The organism is Vibrio sp. vnigr-6D03 (genome assembly GCF_002835515.1).
In the GTDB taxonomy this organism is placed as follows: Bacteria; Pseudomonadota; Gammaproteobacteria; order Enterobacterales; family Vibrionaceae; genus Vibrio; species Vibrio penaeicida.
In genome coordinates, this window is record NZ_PIZL01000022.1 from 108,076 (window position 1) to 126,402 (window position 18,327).

The 18,327-nt window shown below is 41.2% G+C and carries 15 protein-coding genes; 7 read left to right on the forward strand and 8 right to left on the reverse strand.

The annotated features are described in order from the left end of the window. Window positions 1–2: 2 nt before the first annotated feature. Window positions 3–623, reverse strand: a complete 621-nt coding sequence (ccoO, locus tag CW749_RS19040; RefSeq protein ID WP_101113853.1) for a cytochrome-c oxidase, cbb3-type subunit II — start codon at window positions 621–623, stop codon at window positions 3–5. Window positions 624–635: 12 nt separating this feature from the next. Continuing rightward, window positions 636–2,063: a cytochrome-c oxidase, cbb3-type subunit I gene (ccoN, locus tag CW749_RS19045; protein WP_167404747.1), complete on the reverse strand. Its 1,428-nt coding sequence runs from the start codon at window positions 2,061–2,063 to the stop codon at window positions 636–638. 260 nt (window positions 2,064–2,323) lie between these two features. Between ccoN and CW749_RS19050 the strand changes: the two genes are divergently transcribed. The 4 genes from CW749_RS19050 to CW749_RS19065 all read left to right on the forward strand — a co-directional run bounded on the left by CW749_RS19050 (window position 2,324) and on the right by CW749_RS19065 (window position 6,768). Then, a complete protein-coding gene (locus CW749_RS19050) occupies window positions 2,324–2,683 on the forward strand; it encodes a hypothetical protein (RefSeq protein WP_101113855.1) in 360 nt (119 codons plus the stop codon). Between the two features lie 102 nt (window positions 2,684–2,785). After that, window positions 2,786–3,985, forward strand: coding sequence for an FIST N-terminal domain-containing protein (locus tag CW749_RS19055; RefSeq protein WP_101113856.1), 1,200 nt, complete (start codon window positions 2,786–2,788; stop codon window positions 3,983–3,985). After that, on the forward strand, window positions 3,985–6,051 hold the full coding sequence (locus CW749_RS19060; RefSeq protein WP_101113857.1) for a PAS domain-containing hybrid sensor histidine kinase/response regulator: 2,067 nt from the start codon (window positions 3,985–3,987) through the stop codon (window positions 6,049–6,051). Before CW749_RS19055 ends, CW749_RS19060 begins: the two co-directional genes overlap by 1 nt. An 81-nt stretch (window positions 6,052–6,132) precedes the next feature. Further along, the gene (locus tag CW749_RS19065) at window positions 6,133–6,768 is read left to right on the forward strand and encodes a DUF2807 domain-containing protein (RefSeq protein WP_101113858.1); all 636 of its coding nucleotides are present in this window, start codon (window positions 6,133–6,135) and stop codon (window positions 6,766–6,768) included. 921 nt (window positions 6,769–7,689) lie between these two features. Here the strand turns inward: CW749_RS19065 and CW749_RS28435 are convergent. Beyond that, complete coding sequence (locus CW749_RS28435) at window positions 7,690–8,358, reverse strand: hypothetical protein (RefSeq protein WP_237322502.1); 669 nt, start codon at window positions 8,356–8,358, stop codon at window positions 7,690–7,692. Window positions 8,359–8,662: 304 nt separating this feature from the next. Here CW749_RS28435 and CW749_RS19075 point away from each other — a divergent pair, with 304 nt between their 5' ends. Beyond that, entirely contained in the window at window positions 8,663–8,992 is a 330-nt protein-coding gene (locus CW749_RS19075; protein WP_101113860.1) for a hypothetical protein, read from the forward strand. Between the two features lie 428 nt (window positions 8,993–9,420). After that, window positions 9,421–12,369, forward strand: a complete 2,949-nt coding sequence (locus CW749_RS19080) for an AMP-binding protein (RefSeq protein WP_101113861.1) — start codon at window positions 9,421–9,423, stop codon at window positions 12,367–12,369. 74 nt (window positions 12,370–12,443) lie between these two features. Here CW749_RS19080 and CW749_RS19085 read toward each other — a convergent pair whose 3' ends face one another. The 5 genes from CW749_RS19085 to matP all read right to left on the reverse strand — a co-directional run bounded on the left by CW749_RS19085 (window position 12,444) and on the right by matP (window position 16,477). Then, window positions 12,444–13,400 carry a chromosome partitioning protein ParA gene (locus tag CW749_RS19085; protein ID WP_101113862.1) on the reverse strand — a complete coding sequence of 319 codons (957 nt, stop codon included), beginning with the start codon at window positions 13,398–13,400 and terminating at the stop codon, window positions 12,444–12,446. Next, a complete protein-coding gene (locus tag CW749_RS19090; RefSeq protein ID WP_101113863.1) occupies window positions 13,397–14,725 on the reverse strand; it encodes a sphingomyelin phosphodiesterase in 1,329 nt (442 codons plus the stop codon). The genes CW749_RS19085 and CW749_RS19090 overlap by 4 nt, the downstream gene beginning before the upstream one ends. A gap of 482 nt (window positions 14,726–15,207) precedes the next feature. Further along, window positions 15,208–15,525 carry a hypothetical protein gene (locus CW749_RS19095; RefSeq protein ID WP_101113864.1) on the reverse strand — a complete coding sequence of 106 codons (318 nt, stop codon included), beginning with the start codon at window positions 15,523–15,525 and terminating at the stop codon, window positions 15,208–15,210. A gap of 174 nt (window positions 15,526–15,699) precedes the next feature. After that, the gene (locus CW749_RS19100; RefSeq protein ID WP_101113865.1) at window positions 15,700–16,011 is read right to left on the reverse strand and encodes a DUF3634 family protein; all 312 of its coding nucleotides are present in this window, start codon (window positions 16,009–16,011) and stop codon (window positions 15,700–15,702) included. A 16-nt stretch (window positions 16,012–16,027) separates the two neighbouring features. Beyond that, a complete protein-coding gene (gene matP, locus CW749_RS19105) occupies window positions 16,028–16,477 on the reverse strand; it encodes a macrodomain Ter protein MatP (protein ID WP_101113866.1) in 450 nt (149 codons plus the stop codon). Between the two features lie 165 nt (window positions 16,478–16,642). Here matP and CW749_RS19110 point away from each other — a divergent pair, with 165 nt between their 5' ends. After that, window positions 16,643–18,304: a Lon protease family protein gene (locus tag CW749_RS19110; protein WP_101113867.1), complete on the forward strand. Its 1,662-nt coding sequence runs from the start codon at window positions 16,643–16,645 to the stop codon at window positions 18,302–18,304. Window positions 18,305–18,327 lie beyond the last annotated feature (23 nt).

The window sequence follows — 18,327 nt, forward strand, 5'->3', positions numbered from 1 at the left end:
CCTTACTTCATTGCGTGACCAAGAGATTGAAGGTAAGCAATGATGGCATCCATCTCTGTTTTACCTTCTACTTCTTGTTTTGCATTTGCGATCTGATCATCCGTGTAAGGAACGCCAAATTGATCGCGGAAAATGGTCAGTTTCTTCTGAGTCAGCTTGCCGTCTAAAACATTTTCTTCCAACCAAGGGAAGCCAGGCATGTTGGACTCAGGAACAAGCTCTCGCGGATCAATTAAGTGAACGCGATGCCACTCATCGGAGTAACGACCACCGACACGAGCCAAATCTGGTCCTGTACGTTTTGAACCCCAAAGGAATGGGTGCTCCCAAACACTTTCACCGGCGACAGAGTAGTGACCGTAACGCTCCGTTTCTGCACGGAAAGGACGAATCATCTGGCTGTGACATACATTACAGCCTTCTCGGATGTAGATATCACGACCTTCCATTTCCAGCGCTGTGTATGGGCGCAAGTTTTGAACTGGCTTAGTCGTCTGGTCTTGGAAAATCAACGGTGTAATTTCCACCAAAGCCCCAAGGCTGATTGCAAATACGATCAAAATGGCAAGAAGACCTACGTTCTTCTCTACAATTTCATGACGGTTATTTGAATTCGAACTCATTAGTCAATCTCCTTATGCCGGTTGAGCAACAGCTTTTAAGCTGTCTTTAGGGGCAGTGATTGTCTTATAAGCGTTGTATGCCATTAGGAACATACCAGCCAAGAAGATGAAACCACCAAGGAAACGAACAAAGTAGAACGGGTAAGACTGCTCTACAGATTCAACGAAGCTGTAAGTCAACGTACCGTCTGAGTTAACTGCACGCCACATCAGACCTTGCATAACACCAGAAATCCACATCGCTACGATATAGAGAACCGTACCAATTGTTGCCAACCAGAAATGCGTGTTGATCAAGCTAACAGAGTACATGCGCTCTTGACCGAACAGTTTAGGTATTAGGTGATAAACGGAACCAATAGATACCATTGCAACCCAACCTAATGCACCGGAGTGTACGTGACCGATTGTCCAATCGGTGTAGTGCGACAACGCATTAACCGTTTTGATTGACATCATCGGTCCTTCGAACGTTGACATGCCGTAGAAAGACAATGAAACGATCAAGAATCGAAGAATAGGGTCATGACGGAGTTTATGCCATGCACCAGAAAGCGTCATGATACCGTTGATCATGCCACCCCATGATGGAGCAAACAAAACCAAAGACATCACCATACCTAAAGACTGAGTCCAGTCAGGTAGGGCAGTGTAGTGCAAGTGGTGAGGACCAGCCCAGATATAGAGGGAAACTAACGCCCAGAAGTGAACGATAGATAAACGGTATGAATAAACTGGTCTCTCAGCTTGTTTAGGAACAAAGTAATACATCATTCCCAAGAAGCCAGCAGTAAGAAGGAACCCTACCGCGTTGTGACCGTACCACCATTGAACCATGGCATCGACGGCACCGGAGTAAATAGAATAAGATTTACCCATGGAAACTGGGATAACCATACTATTTACAATGTGAAGAACTGCAACGGTAATGATAAAGGCACCGAAGAACCAGTTCGCCACATAAATGTGAGAGGTCTTTCGCTTTATAAGCGTACCGAAGAAGACCACCGCATAAGCAACCCAAACTAGGGCAATTGCGATGTCGATAGGCCATTCTAGCTCTGCATATTCTTTACCAGAGGTGTAACCCAAAGGTAAGGTAATAGCAGCGGCTAAAATAATTGCCTGCCATCCCCAAAAGGTGAAGGCGACAAGAGGACCACCAAATAAACGAGTTTGACACGTACGCTGCACAACGTAATAAGACGTTGCAAACAGTGCACTGGTACCAAACGCAAAAATAACCGCATTAGTATGCAGGGGACGTAAGCGACTGTACGTCAACCACGGCGTATCAAAGTTTAGCTGTGGCCAGACTAATTGAGCGGCAATCAAAACACCAACAGCCATTCCGACAATTCCCCAAAGTATGGTAACTAAGGTAAACTGACGCACGACTGTATAGTTGTAGTTTTGTTCTAGCTGCTTTTCTTGGCTCATTTGCATGCTTCCAAATTTTTTTAATTAACTACACTTTTACTTCCAACACGACATATGTCGTAATGCCACCAAATCGGTCGAGGAATTGTCGTTTTTTCATACTGTTAATTCCTTTTAACGATTTTAATAAAAAGCGGCATTTTCAATGTGCCACTATACTGGAACTAACAATTCAATGACAGGAAATTAACCTCACTTACACTCCGGTCATTCAACTAATTGTTAAAAATTTGAAGTTTGTTACATAGAGGAAATCTTCAATGCCTGCGCAAAAATTAACGCCAGCCCGAATTGCCCAAATTGTTGTCATGTTATTGATTTTAATAGCGGCATTTACCTGGCGCACACTTGATCAAGATCAAGGTAACATTGTTAAATGTATGGTTAAGACCTGTCACTTTTCATTAAACAATCAGGCGTTCGAAATACACTTTACCGAACACAACAACTATATTGTAGGCGACTCTGAACAGTTTCGCGTCTCCATTAATAACACTATTATTAATCCGGATATAAATACGAAAAATTGGTTATTTAACGAACACGAGAAATACGATCACATTTTAATTACAAATAAGCAAAATGGGGATTATGTGAAGGTCATTCACAAAGAAAAATAGGGGGCACACTTTATTGAGTAAATGGTAATAAATAGATGCGGTGACTGATTTATTAATGTATAAAACAACTTAAAACTAGTCACTTGTTTCATACTCCAAAAAATGAAGTTGATTACCGCTTTTTCCCACCAAGAAGATGTATCAGAAGCGATTCAAGATTTGAATTCACAAATCCCGCCAGGTCTCAATCCGTCTCTGGCGCTTTGTTATTTCACTGAAGAGTATTCAGCCGAAACATTGCGAGTCGAGTTATCGGCACGATTCCCAAACACACCTATTCAAGGTTGTACTTCTTGTAAAGGGATTCTTACTGAACAAGGGTTCCATCGAGGTCCCGTAGTCGGCCTCATGCTGATTGAAGACAGCGCTTCTATCTCAGCTTATGGCACAGCTATTGCCGATACTACCGTCGAAAACGCGGTAAGTAGCACACAAGCCACACTGAGAAAAGCTATTGAAAGCAGTGGCAGAGTGGGTGAGCTGCCTAACTTAATAATCCTGCACGCTACACCAGGCTTTGAAGAATCAGTTATAGATGCGATTTATCAAGAGTTTGGCACTCTGGTGCCTTTAATTGGAGGAAGTGCAGCAGACAACGCACTTAAAGGGAATTGGCAAATATTCACATCCCAGGGCACCTCTCATCAAGGCGTATCCATTTCGGTCCTTTACCCCTCTTCGCCCTGTGAGACTGGGTTTCATACCGGTTACTCCACAACAGGTATTAGCGGCGAGGTGACAAAAGTAGAACACCGCTCTATTCTTGAAATTGACGACCAACCAGCATTGGATATTTACCAAAGTTGGTGCTCAACACTTGGCAGCCATATTGTTGATGAAACAAGCCTGTTTGCTACAACAAACCTCTACCCATTAGGTAGAATTGTTGGAAGCGTAGACTACCAACCTATCTACAAACTCTCGCACCCTGTTAAACGGTCTGCAAATGGCGAAGGTATCGAGCTGTTTACAGAAATAGCACAAGGCGAGCGCATTCATTTGATGACAGGTTCTAAAGAACGTTTAATAAACAGACCGGGGCGTGTCATCCAGCTTACGGGCGACTCATGCATTGACATGGGGGAGCCACTTGGCGCAATAAACATATTCTGTGCCGGTTCTATGCTGCACATAGAAAGCGCCATGGACACGGTTTGCGAACAAGTACACTTAGCTTTGAATAAACAACCATTTATATGTCCATTCACCTATGGCGAGCAGGGTCGATTTGAAAACGACATTAATGCTCACGGAAATTTAATGATTTCTTCGGTTGTATTCCATGAAAACAAGAGAGCCTAATGAACGCATTTGATAAAGAGCAACTGCAGGAAGCTCTTTTTGAACTCCAAAAAAGCAAAGAAAAAGAACAAAAGTTGCTTGATGAGAACAGAGCTATCCTCGCATCACTCTCTTCAATGACTGGTGCAAGCAATAAGCACCAAATCTTCAATGGGCTATTAAGTGTACTTAGAAAATACATCAAATTTGAAGACGCCATCGTACTCTCTAGAAACCTAGGCGAATCCAACTTCCAAACCTTGTTAAGTACCAACAAGGTCTTTAAAGATAAGATATGGTCTAACGACGACAAATTTAATCGCGCGATCTTTGGTGAGAGCATCATCGTCTACCAACCGGAATCACTCCAGCAATTTGGCCAATTCAATTCGATACTAAAAGATCAAATTCAATCAGTTTTACTTACAGGCGTAGAGTCTGAGGCTAGCCAGTCGGTCATTTTGTTCATTGGCAAACAAAAAGGGCAGTTTTGTATAAACTGTAAAGCGATTCTCGCGCGCTTATTACCATTAATAGAACGCGCCGTCATAGACATAGATTACAAAGAGAAGCTACAAACCCTTGTTGCAACACGCACCAATGAACTAAAACAGAACCGAGAACGCTTTCGAGATTTTGCTAGCAGTGTAGGGGATTGTTTGTGGGAAACAGACGTCAATTACCAGCTCACTTATGTCTCAAAGATCGACGCCATAAAAACAGATTTCCATAACAAGAAGATCCACGAGCTTGTTCAAGGCAATGCCGCACTCAATCATTTAATTTCGGCAATGGAAACGCGAACACCGGTTCGAGATCTAGAATGGTGTTACGACCTTGAAAAAGGCGTATGGCTAAGTATTAGTGGTGCACCTTTATTCGATCTTGAAGGCGAGTTTTTTGGTTACAGAGGCACGATAAAAGACATATCGCAAAGCAAGCAGAGATATTTAGAGTTAAAACGCGCTCGCATGGAGTCAGAAAAAGCTAACATCGCCAAATCTCAGTTTCTAGCAATGATGAGCCATGAAATAAGAACGCCTCTAAATGCCATTTTAGGTCTTATCGATGTCCAGCTTTCCAAATGTTCCGATAAAGATAATGCCGTTGTTTTAAAGATGATGGAATCATCAGCAGAGTTGCTGCTCGCCATTATCAGTGACGTATTGGATCTATCTAAAATAGAGTCGGGGAGTTTCGATTTAGATACTAATAACGTCAATTTACGTGACATTGTCACTAGAAATCTTCAACATTACCAAGAGCTTGCGAATCAAAAATCCCTTTTACTCAAGATAAACTTAGGTGATGACTTACCGGAAGAAATTCACACAGACGCAACCCGGCTATCCCAAATCATGTTCAACCTAGTCGGGAATGCCGTGAAGTTCACCGATTCTGGTGAAATCAATGTAGAAGTAACCACCAAAGACAGCCAAGCGTTGGTCATTAAGGTCTCGGACACCGGCATAGGTATGGACGATACAGCCATTGAAAAGCTGTTCAAACCATTCGTTCAAGCCGACAGTTCCATCACTCGCAAATTTGGTGGTACAGGTCTTGGCTTGGCCATTTCAAAACAGTTGGCTTTGCTTTTGGGCGGCGATATAAAAGTTTCGAGCACACCCAATAAGGGAAGTACGTTTACTGTCACGCTGCCGATCGGTAGCATAAAAACTGATGAGAACATCGATAACAAACACAGTCATAGCAAAGTGCCACAAAAAAATTTGGAAGTAATGGTCGCCGAAGACAGCCCAGCAAACCAAATGGTCATTAAATTGATGCTATCGAATCTAGGGCATAAAGTGCACATCGTACCAAACGGTGTAAAAGCCATAGAGTTTGTTGAAACGAATCAAGAAAAACTCGACGTTATATTTATGGACATCTCCATGCCAGAAATGGACGGTCTAGCAGCAACCAAAATATTGCGAGCAAAGGGTGTTACGCTGCCAATCATTGCGCTCACAGCTCACGCAATGACGACAGATAAAGACAAATGTCTAGAAGCTGGCATGGACAAATTTGTCGCAAAACCCATCCGAGCGAAAGACATACAAGAAATTTTAAAAGCGTACTCGTAAAGCCGTAAAGTCATTAGGTAGATTTAACCCCAGATACTTTATGCTTGTACTTGTCCGGTAGAATACTCTTAGGAGATACCAATGAAAGCGTTACATATCAGTCACATAGCGTTAGCCTTAACAAGTAGCCATCAAGCATTCGCAAATACCGATCTTGTTCGTGCTGAAATCCCTAACTGTACTTACACAAAACTAGTCGTTAATGCACCTTCGACACTTAATCTGATCGCGCAAGGACAACCATCAGGCATTGTCCAAGGTACAGACAAAGAACTGAGTTATCTCAAATACAAATGCTCAAAAGGCACGTTAGAGATCGATACAAAAAGAAATGCTTCGATCAGAAAAGGCTTTAACTTTGACTTAACCAACGGATCCATTAAAGCAGTCATTCTAAACGGTTCTCAACAAGCAAGAATCAGTGAACTAGAAACAAAAGAGTTCAGGCTTGCAAGTTATGGCTCAACCAAATCCGTCATTTCTGGAAAAGTTGAATATTTTAATGTCACAGCAGATGGCGAAGCTAACGTCGATTCGTCGACTTTAGAATCACAAAAAGGAAAGATAGGGCTCAATGGTTCTGGGTTGGTGAAAATTAACTCATCCGAAGAATTAAGTGCAGACGTAAATGGCTCTGGGCGAATTGAGTACATAGGCACGCCAAAGCAACTAGATGTGTCTTTTAATGGAACAGGCTCCATTTCGACAATTAACTGAGTCTCGAAATACGAGCTTATCGTAACGCTAATAATCATGTCTTAATCTTTGATTAAAGTAATGATTATTAGCTATTTTATGGTAAATAGGATTATGGTTAAATAGCTCGAGTTTTGGTTGGTTAGGACAAAGGAATAGGCGTAGTTCTTACGTAGATTCACAATCTATTTAACATAATATGCATAATACGCACTGGGTGGGCTTTTCTTAACATTCCCATTTTTTTAAATGACGTTCTCATATAAAATCATGCGCACTTAGTTACTTATATATTGTTCAGCATGATTAAAAGAATCTGGAACTACTTTTTCGATAACCCAACTGTCTTTATTACGTGTTGTAAGTGTTGGTCGGCTGCCCATATTTTCTTGTCCAGAGCACAAGCCAGATTCGTTATATTGACGTTAAAACAACTACCGCTCGATATGATGTCAAGGTACAAGAAGGTAAATCCGTCGTCTCAATTGAGGATTTGAACTTGATATCAAAAACATCTAGCTCAATGATATTTATGAAGTATTCTGACGTTGAAAACGTCCTCATTCTAAATAAGAACATGATCATATCTATGAAAAAGAATTAAGATGTTAAGGAGATGCTCTCTGTTGTATACCCTTTATCTCCTGCACTCTTAAGCTAAAGTAGTTACCCTAAACACTAACTAGTCATCAATGCTAGTTGGTCTCTGATACTTTTGTCTATTTAACCCCTTCTCAATAAGCTCAAATTCGTTTGAACCTTATCCCATTCCAAATTAATGATTCTTTCTCTCTATATAAACGCATTTCATAATCGTGAGTCAAAACAACTACTCAGGCTAGGTTTATGACAATACTCCAACTAACTCTTCTGGTTTTTTTATTTATTATCGTTTTATCTTTTAAGCTCGCCGCTGGTAAAAACCGAAAAGGCGCTTCTAAATCAACAAATAAGTATCAGTATCAACCTAGAAAGTACCTTACGACAAAAGCAGAACTCTCCTTCTTTCATGCACTTGATAATGCTATTGGTAGCAAATACCGTGTGTTTAGCAAAGTTCGTATCGCTGATGTCATTTCTCCAAAGAAAGGCTTGTACAACAAGAAGGAGATAAGTCAGATTGTCTTTTTTGAAAGTTGTTCCAAAGGATTCAGGAGAAGAAATATTTTCGTGGTACCAAAGTTTGCACTGTTTAGCGTATTTGGTTGTTACTTTTAAATCATGGTAATCCCCACTGTATATTCCTTGCGGGTAGTGAATCGTTATTTCTGGTTTAGGCGTAACTTTAGGCTTAACCACTTTAAACGAGCTTCTTGTTAATACCCATCCGTCACATTCTAGCTCAACATTTTTAGTGCCCAGCTTATTGAACGTGAAATTTTGACCAAAATAGACTTCGAGTTCCGAAAGGAATGGCATTACGTGAGCAGTAAAACTTCCTTTGTCTGTCACCTTTACACTGCAAGACCTTGTAAGTCCGTGCACTTGCATAGATGCACTGATATGTACTGATTTACCTTGCGTTACTGTTTTAGGGACATTGATATACGCGAACGCGTTATGACTACTAAGTACTAGAAATACAATTAAAAAAATCGCTTTAAGATACATATTGCTTCATTTCACCTTATGAAATTTCGTTGACGATTCTATAAGCTAATATGCATCAATACGATTTGTAATGAGAATTATTATCAATTGTTATCAGTGTGGGATTACTTTCAAATGCCCAGCGTAATTGATGGTCCTATTGCAACAAGAAAACAGAGCATTTTCTCAGATAATCCAACTAATTTTATAATTTCGTTTCTCTCTTTACTGATTCACTAAACACCCTATCTGTTCTATTTAATCATGTACCTGTACTCGATCCTTTCGCTTGTAATAATGCCATCAAACTTTTTGGAGTATTGGTATGAAAAGCATAGCGTTAGCATTAGCAACAAGCTTCGTTTCAATGTGTGCAGCTGCGGACACAAAAATTCTGCACTCTGGAGGATCTTTGATTCGAAGTGGTGACAAAATTTACTCTGTCGGGACCATCACTGTTCATTATGTCGAGCAGCACAAATTTGATCGCATTAAAGCGAAACGTGGCGATTCATATTCTGGTTTCATCTCTGCATTAGATAGTTGGGAAGAAATGCAGTCCAATAGTTATTGGGAGGCTGCGGGGAATTTTAATACGGTAATGGGCGTTCTACCGGACAAAATGAATACCATTGATGTTCGATTTGCATATTAACGATACAAAAGTGGTCTCAAAAGTCGATTCCAGAATCAAGAATGTACGTATTGCATCGACTGGATTCCAGTCGAATCTTAATTATGTTTATGTCAATTTCGTGCCTCACTCTTCTACAAGTAATAACAAGATTAACATTGATAGTATTACCATTAAATCGAATATAAGGTATTGATGTAATTGACTTATATGGTGGTTTCAAATTTGTTTAAAATTGGTGCCATATTCTAGTTAAGAGTATATTAATCGGTAAAACAATTCACAATGTTTTGTTAGGTTACGGGCAATTTTTATTTGGCTACCTCTCCCCTTGATACATAAGGGGTAAGACTGTTTTACCTTGCTGACTTAAGAGTAAATAATTTAAGCACAAGGGTGTCTTTGAGGAGCATTTTTATTCGCCTGTTATCAATGGAACCGATTCAGATATGGATGCTTCAATTCATCACCAAAAACTCTCTGCCAAAAGTGGTCATGTGGCTCTGCCATGGTTACAACAATTCGAACTGATTACTCGTCAGTTTCCAAACCACCAAGCTATTTTAAACCCTTCCGGCGACTCTTTTAGTTATCAAGAGTTGGACAGTAAAGCTAATCAACTTGCAAACTACTTACGTGATGCGCTTGGCCGATTGCCCGCGGGACACACGGGTCAAGTTGTCGCTGTGTGTTTTTCTCGGGTGAATGTCGAAGTCGCAACTGCGTTTTTGGCTATTCTAAAACTGGGGGCTGCCATTCATTTTGTTGAGCCTAAGCTTGGGATCGAGGTGAATAACAAACGTTTGCAAAAAATCTCGCCTGATCTTGTCCTCCTTGACGAAGATAATGCTCACCTATCCCACGATATTGAAGAGTTTGAAACGTTCGTACTGAGCGAGCACCAACACCAAATAGATCATGCCTCTGAAACAAGTATTGTGACTGTAGGGTCACGTAATAGTGCTTGTGTATTCTGCAGTTCAGGGACAACCGGTGAGCCAAAAGTGATAACAATGCCAATGCTTCCACTTTCCAACCTAACTCGTTCTGCAAGCGAAGAGCTCCACCTATGCCCTGAAAGTCGCCTGATACAACTTGCTCGCCGTAATTTTGATGCGGTGGTGCACGAGCTGGCGATTTCTTTAGGCAATGGAGCATGCTTAGTATTGGTAGACGAACAAACGATGTTTTGCCATCAAGGGTTTGTCGAGTTCATAGAAGAACAGCAAGTGTCACACATGACCATTACGCCTTCGCATATCAGCCATTTACTGAAAACACACGAAGGCAATCCTTCACGCATTTTTGAGCCTTTGAACACTGTTATGCTGGTTGGAGAAGCTTTTAGTGATGACCTCCCTCCCCGTCTAGCAAAGGCTGGCGTATCTCGCGTGGTTAATGGATATGGCCCATCTGAAGCCGGTATTTGGGTGATGAGCTCCGTGCTATTTGATTCAGGAGTATCAACAGAAATTATGCCAACAACACTAGGCAAGCCAGTTCGTGGTGTTGATGTTCGTGTTATGAGGCAGTGTGATTTAACACATACCTGGCAATTATGTGAAGCGGGTGAAAAAGGCGAGCTACTGGTCAGTAACCGCCTTCAAAACGTTTATAAAGATCAGAAAAACAATCAAAGTCGATACCTGTATATCCCAGACCCTATCACCGATAACATCGAGTGCTTTTATCGAACGGGTGACATTGTAGAAATTTCAGATCAAAACGAACTGATCTTTGTGGGTAGGCAGGATAATCAAATCAAGCTTGCTGGGCAGCTTGTTGTAACAGACGAAGTGGCAAATCAATTAAAAGAAGCATGTGTCACTCTCTTTAAAGCTCGCAACATCGATATATACATAGATGTAGAGCGAAATGCTCAGGGTACGCCGGTATCTTTAACTGCCTACCATACCGCAGAAACACCTCAAGATGCCGACAACATTGCTTGCGAGATCAGTCGTTATCTAACTAATCAGCTCCCCTCTTACATGCTTCCGAAACGTTATGCTTGGCTGGAACGTTTTCCTATCAAAGTAGGAGGAAAATTAGATACGGTTTCAATCCAATCAAATGCTCAGGATTCTAAACGCATTCAGGCTCCGCAAACATTGCCTCAAACGGTCACTCAATTAGGTGTCGCTAGTATTTGGCAGCATATCCTTTCGATGAGCGACTCCATTTATCTTGAGCATAGCTTTACAGACTTAGGCGGGACATCCCTGCAACTATTGTCTATGTTGTCAGAAGTGAATAGAGAGTTTGGCATCCATATAAAATCAGACTCATTGATGCATAACGACACGCTATTAAACCTATCCGTAGCTGTTGAAAGTGCCATAATCTGCCCTCAATCAGAAACTTTACTGCCTCCTTCTGAGATCAATTCTTTGATTGAGATGAAATCTTCAGAACACAATAAACATCTGTTCTTGGTGCACCCTGGAGATGGTCATGTTCAGGTGTATCAAAAAATGATGCCTTTACTGCCAGATACTCTGAATGTCTATGGATTACGCGCACCTGGTGCCGAGGCTGGCGAAGAAATCGTCCCGTTTTCCGTACTCGAATACGCGCAGCGTTACGCCAACCTAATAATGAAGCAGCAACCTCACGGAGACGTCTTCATTATGGGATATTGCGCCGGAGCCCCCATTTCCATAGAAATTGCTCGCCTCTTAGAACAATCCAATAGGAAGGTTGCAATGCTTGCACTTGTAGACCTGCCTAATGGATATCACTTGCAAGAAAATACGGATATTGCACAAGGGCTCGCGACCTTTTTTGAGCAAATGTACGGTGTGGATGTTTCTGTAAAGCAACTAAGAGAGCACGCAAATTCAGAAGCACAATTCGAGCATTTATTTAAGCTCGCCCTACAGCAAGGAAAGGTCGCTCACAACGAAAAAGATCAACTTCGTAATGCGCTCAATGGCGTTATGTATGAACCAGAGCAAGAAGACTCCGTTGAAACACTGCACCTTTTCTTCAAATACGCCTTTAAATTAGATATTCCATCCCAAAAACTGCGTAACCTTAGTAACGAAATGGACAGACTCAACTACATCGTGAATAAAGGGCGAGCAAAAGGCGTTTTTCCTGTGGCTCTAACCAGCGATTATTTCTCTCGATTATTGGCAATGGAAAACACAACAAAAGAGGCAGTCCATGGATACGTGCCAGCTCCTTTAAGTATTCAAGGCAAAATTCTTTACTTACATGCGCAGCCAAGCATTGAGAACCCTATGGCCTGGTACCCTAACCCTCAAACTTGGGTTCCCTACCTTAACGAGATGGACGTACAACAGCTGAAGGGCGACCACTACTCGATTGTTAGAGAAGATCAGGATATGAAAGATCTCATTCGATGTTTAGCACCCCACATCAACGTTTCCTAAAAACGTCCTGATAAGAAAAAACATTTAAAAAAAGACGATGGCTCGAGCATCGTCTTTTTAAATTGAATATATGGTTATTTAACACTGAAAAATTCTTGTCTAAATTCGGTCACTTGCTGGTGGTAATACGATTCCCACTCGCGGTCATTTAAATGCGATTTCTCTCGTGTTCGTTGGTCGGCTAATCGACTTTTTAACTTACGGAGTTCCAACTGATAGTCGTTTACTTCTTTTTTCTGCGCGTTAACTTGGCTTTCTCGCACCTCTAACTCACGAATTTCTTCACTTCCTAAGTGATGTATCCGAAACATTTTTCTAATAACATTCTGATTCTCATGACTATAATGACTTGGGATCAGTGAGAGACCATACTCATATTGTTCTGCATTTGTTGATACGTTTAAGCCCTGAACAGTGGTGCTCCATTGTGAAATGAGTGATTGATAAGCCTCAAAGAACATTTCTGGCTCTACGTGTGTTATTTCTTCACTTGCTAAACGAAAATCCAACAGTGTGAATTGATCTGAAAGTATGACACTCGCCATATCACCCCATACTTGATGCGCACCCTCTTTAAAAAGTTGTACACGTTCTTTTAAGCTTCCAGCATTCTCCAACGGTATATTAGCTTGTTGAAGACTCCACTCATCACTGAGAGAAGGAAAACGGGATAACAATTGGTACCATCGCTCATCCATATTAAGTAAAGCTTTGTCCAATTGGCCTGTGCAATCTCCAATAGCTCGGCATTTTTCCCAAAACCTTTCCAGTGCTGAATACAAGAGCGCTCCTTTTAAATCATCGAAACGATTCTCCTTTGTCTCTGGCATGCTTTTCAGGTCATCTGCCACGATCTTGGCTTGATCTCTAATCTCTTGAACCTTTGATTGCTGCTCGGTAGCGTTAGATAAAACCGTGCTGCTTGGGGCTATGCCTGCCGTTCGTTCGTTAGCCGTATCGGAAGACAAGCTAAGGTAAGTCGCGCCCGCGAGTACAACGGGCACAAGAAAGGACAAGACCTTTGTCATCATTTGATTACAGCCGAAACTGGGAAGTGATCGGATAAGTTATAATGCTTCCATAATCTCTCATCGGTGCTTCTTGGCACATCAACACGATTACTATTTTGGTTTTTCACGGCATATTCAGCGCTTACCATGATGTAATCTAAGTACTCAACATTTTCGCCGCCAGAAAGTGCCTCGCCTGCAAAATTGTTTATACGCGGATCAAATGTCGATTCCGTGTAACCCGAATAAGTGGGCTCAATTGCATTTAGGTTTGCGATCATCTGTTGATAATCACCAGGAAACTTCCTTTTATTAACGTTAAAATCGCCACTGTAAATCACAGTTTCACTCGTTGGGATGTTCAGAGACTGCGCCATCTCACGCATCTGTCGGAATTGTTTCTGGCGATATTCGCGAGCAGTATCCGTGTCAAATGACGCCGTATGAGTCGCAAAGACATGATACGCCTGGCCATTCTTTATGACCTCTGCATAATTCACGCCCTTATCCGCAAAACAATCTGTGCCGCTGCAATCTGGGAAAACATATTGTGCCTGATTAACAATCGGGTATCGGCTAACAATAGTCACACCACCATCGTGTATATTAAAGCCACTTTTATCTAACATTTTGGTCTGGTATGGGTACTCTTTCGCTAATGCTCTAAGAAAATCATTTCTGCCATTTGAAAAGACTTCCTGAAGTGCCAACACATCGTAACCTTTCACATACTCTGGGATGATGTCGAGTCGATCGCCAATGTGCGAAGCAATCGCAGGTAACGCCCAAACATTATAAGTCATCACTTTCAGCGTCGTTGAAGTTGGATCCGGCGATTCGCTTTGTTTTTTGGGCGTAATTGTGTAGTAGAGATCATCATAGCGCCCCGTTGCGTCAGATTTGAAAGCCAGTTCGACTTCTCGCTGACCAAAAACTTGAGATTGATAACGGTGTACGCTTCGATCACCTTTCAAATAAAGCTCAACATCAGATGAACTAACTCCATATGTCATAGCGGAGTTGTACCAATATCCATTCATTTTTTGGTGTAAGCGAATGCTTTCCCCGTTAGGGTTTGAAGCAACGGTTTCAAACTCATAAGTATGACCAGCCTTAACACCTTCCCAACGATTAAAACTCATTACTGATTTCGTTTCCCAAGGCTTAAGCTCTTGAATATGTTGAAACCATTCATTCCCATGCTGCAGAAGATCTGACCCCGTATGCTTAACTTGTATTGTTAAAGGTTTATCTGAGTTATTAGTAAGGTAAACATCTGTATCCGCGAGTGAACTTGTCGAAGTAAGTGCTATAGCAACAAGTAGTTTCCACTGTGTATTTCTCATTTTATTTCCTTATTTTTGGAGAGCAAAATAAAAATTAGAGTAAATACGTTACATTTGTTTTATAAATTAATTATAAATATATTTATTTGTGGGGAAAATCATAATCTATTATCAATGCCTGCATTAGTATCATATATTTCAGTGATACATATCACAGTAAGTTCTCATAGCTGTAACTTGATGAAACCCATAAGTTTTCGTGAGATCAATATCTAAGATTGACTAATAATGATTTACAAACAAATGTAATCGATTGCATTATTACCTCGACCTCATACCTTTGCTTGCTGCGCTGGGGTTAAGGAGCCTTTTTTAAGGCTCCTTTTTGCTATTTGTAGGAAAAAGAAATGGTTAGATAGAAACTACACCGATGAATAGCCAATGTTAGTTAAGTAGAAATTTGTTGATTTATAGAGGCATTAACATTTAGTTATAGTGCATTAGATTGGTGATTTTATACTGAAGGAAGAGGCACATACATATCACTCTGAAACGTGGATCCTGATCAGTTTTTCCGGAACATGGTATTTGAAACGCATCCCTTTCTTAATGCCACGGCTCCCAACTTTGCAAATCTTTTTATCTCCTGCATGTCGAACTCTTTTGATGTAGGCGTATTTGCCTTTGTGTTCCATTTCGATCATGTAGTTGCAATAACCTTGCAATGGTTTCTTATACTTCCGTATTACCCTTTCTATTTTTGCTTTTATTTTCGCGGCTACTTTATTGGTTTGCGAATCATCTGCATGTGCAGGTGCGATAAGGCAGCCTATTAGCAATAATATTCTCAGATTCATCATTCTCGCTCCTTTACCATCGGACGAAAATTAACGCTGAATATAGCTATTGACCTAATAATTAGAGCGGCTTTTACGACCTATATCTAATTGTATTTTATAGTTTTGCAGAATTACGGTGCAGGTTTTGAACCAAGCCAAAATGACTTGGTTCATGGGTGATGAGTTTTGCAAATCTTACGCAGATTTTTTTGACGAGTCGTTTTTAAAGCCCTGATGCGGGAATACGTTTCTGATTCGCTGCTGAACTTTACTCGGTATGCTTTTGCTAAAAGTGAGCCTTGCCCCATTACGTGTTGAATATACTTTAACAACACCAGAAAATGGGGTTTTGTGACCAATTTCAAGGCAGTTATGTTTAAAACCAGCGGGAAAATGACCTTTATATGTAGCCAGCTCGCCGTCTCTAAACTCAGCCTTGAGCTTCGGGCGGTCGACGCCAATTAACCAAAATATAGCAATGGCAGCGACCAATAAAAGCCACAACATGTTTATCTCCTTGGATTTAATCTGACAATAACTTACTTAAGTCTTCTTTTAGGCTATTTACCGTTTTGCTTGCTTTCTCACTGCGAGATGCTTCACTGAGCAAATATTCAATGGCATCAGATAGCGTACAGCCTAACTCATTAGCACGCCCAGACAGCTTTTCCCAAACACGGTAATCCAGATCGATGGACTTCTTTTTGGTATGAACTTGTTCTGCATTAAAGTGGCGCTTTCGCTTTGCTCGTATCGCCTGCTTCATCTTATTATCAAGCTCAGGAGACATGTGCCTATCGATCCATTCCAGCACGAATGTTGGTTCATGTTCTATGCGTTTTAATTGCTCAACGGCTTGATCTGCCTCACTGGAATCGAGATGTTTCGTGATCGTTTCACCATCTTTCCATTTTTTGATGAGATACTGCCACTTCCAACCACATTCAAGGTTATCAAGCTGTTGATATTTCATGAACCTGTCCTTAACTTAAACCTGTGTTACAGCGTAACCCAGTTCCTTATAAATTACAATCTTCTAACGATCACACTTTATTGATTTGAATTGGCAATCTTATGTATCTCAAGATGGGGAATTTTTATATACTTTGGCTCTTTTAAAATTTATGAAAAGCAGAAAATGCAGCAAACTTGGCAGAACGTCACCCCTCAATACGAAGATTATAATTCGCTGTTCGAACAGTTCGAGACATTAGACTCACAATCTTTCTTAACAATGCAGCCTCGCTTCTCTTCTGCTTTAGCCCGCTTCGATAAACTTAGCAACTTAACTCGCGTCCTTCTAGTTAATGGGCCAGACAACGCGATTTATCGCCAAATAATGCTCCACTCGTTTCAAGAATTACAGCAGTCAGGAGATTTGGATAACAAACCAGTAGTCAAAACAGAAACGATTGATCCGAGAGATATTTTTGGTTCGTTCGAGTCTGAAAATGGACAGGTCACTCGATTAAACGAAGGTTTACTGCACCAAGCCAATGGCGGTTACCTGTTAGTTTCTGCAAATCTGCTTTTAGCTAACCCGTCTAGTTGGCTCAAGTTGAAGTCAGCTCTACTGGGGGAAGCTTTCAGCTTACTTTCAACGTCTTCCAAGCAACTACCGAACGAAACCCCACATCGAACTGTTGACGTCAAACTCATTGTGCTAGGCGACAGAACACAAATGGGCGACTTGGATTATATGGATGTTGATATGGGAAGCGACTTCTGTATGTTTTCAGAATTAGAATCCGATTGCCGTATTAATAACGAATCTATTGAAAAATATCTTGGCTATGTAAAATACTTGATATCCCACTACTCTCTGCCTTCTTTAAATGTTTCTGGTATACAAGAGCTACTCCGAGCTGGTGCACGCGAGTGTGAAGACCAACAATTTTTTCCACTAAGCCCACTGTGGCACAACAGCCTACTCAGCGAAGCTGCGATTGAATCAGGGTCCGAGATCATTGAAGGCACACATATTAAAGCAGCTTTGGCATCAAGGTACTTTTCCGAATCTTATCTACCGAAACGTGCACTTGAAGACATTCTGGATGGTCAGGTAGTTATTGAGACAGAAGGCGAGCAAATTGGGCAAGTCAATGGACTAACTGTGGTTGATGTTGCAGGTCACCCTGTATCTTACGGTGAACCAGCACGTATTTCATGCGTTATGCACTTCGGCGATGGCGACATTTCAGATGTTGAACGCAAAGCCGACTTAGCTGGTAATATTCATGCCAAAGGTATGATGATAATGCAGGCTTTTGTAAGTAGAGCATTGGATCTAGAAGAGCCATTGCCATACTCGGCATCCATCGTATTTGAACAGTCCTACTGCGAAACAGACGGAGACAGTGCTTCATTAGCACAACTGTGCTCCTTCTTAAGTGCACTTGCGGAAGTACCAATAAATCAGCAAATCGCGGTTACAGGTGCGGTTGACCAATTTGGTCGTGTGCAGGCTGTAGGCGGGTTAAATGAAAAAATTGAAGGCTTCTTTGATGTTTGTGCTCATCAAGGTCTGAGTGGCGGTCAAGGCGTTATTTTACCCCTTACAAACCTTAAGCACCTCGTGTTAAAAGACGAAGTTGTCGAAGCAGTTAAAGAGAAGAAATTCCACATTTGGACCGTTGAATCTGTTGATCAAGCCTTGCCACTACTGACTGGTAAGGAGTTCAGAGGTGACGGTGAAAACACTATATTAGCGAAAATCATTGAAAGATTAGAAAATTTTGATAAGCCAGAACAAGGTAATCGTTTGATTGATCGAATAAAACAGTGGTTCGACCATAACTGATCCGACTTGTTTAGCGTACACCT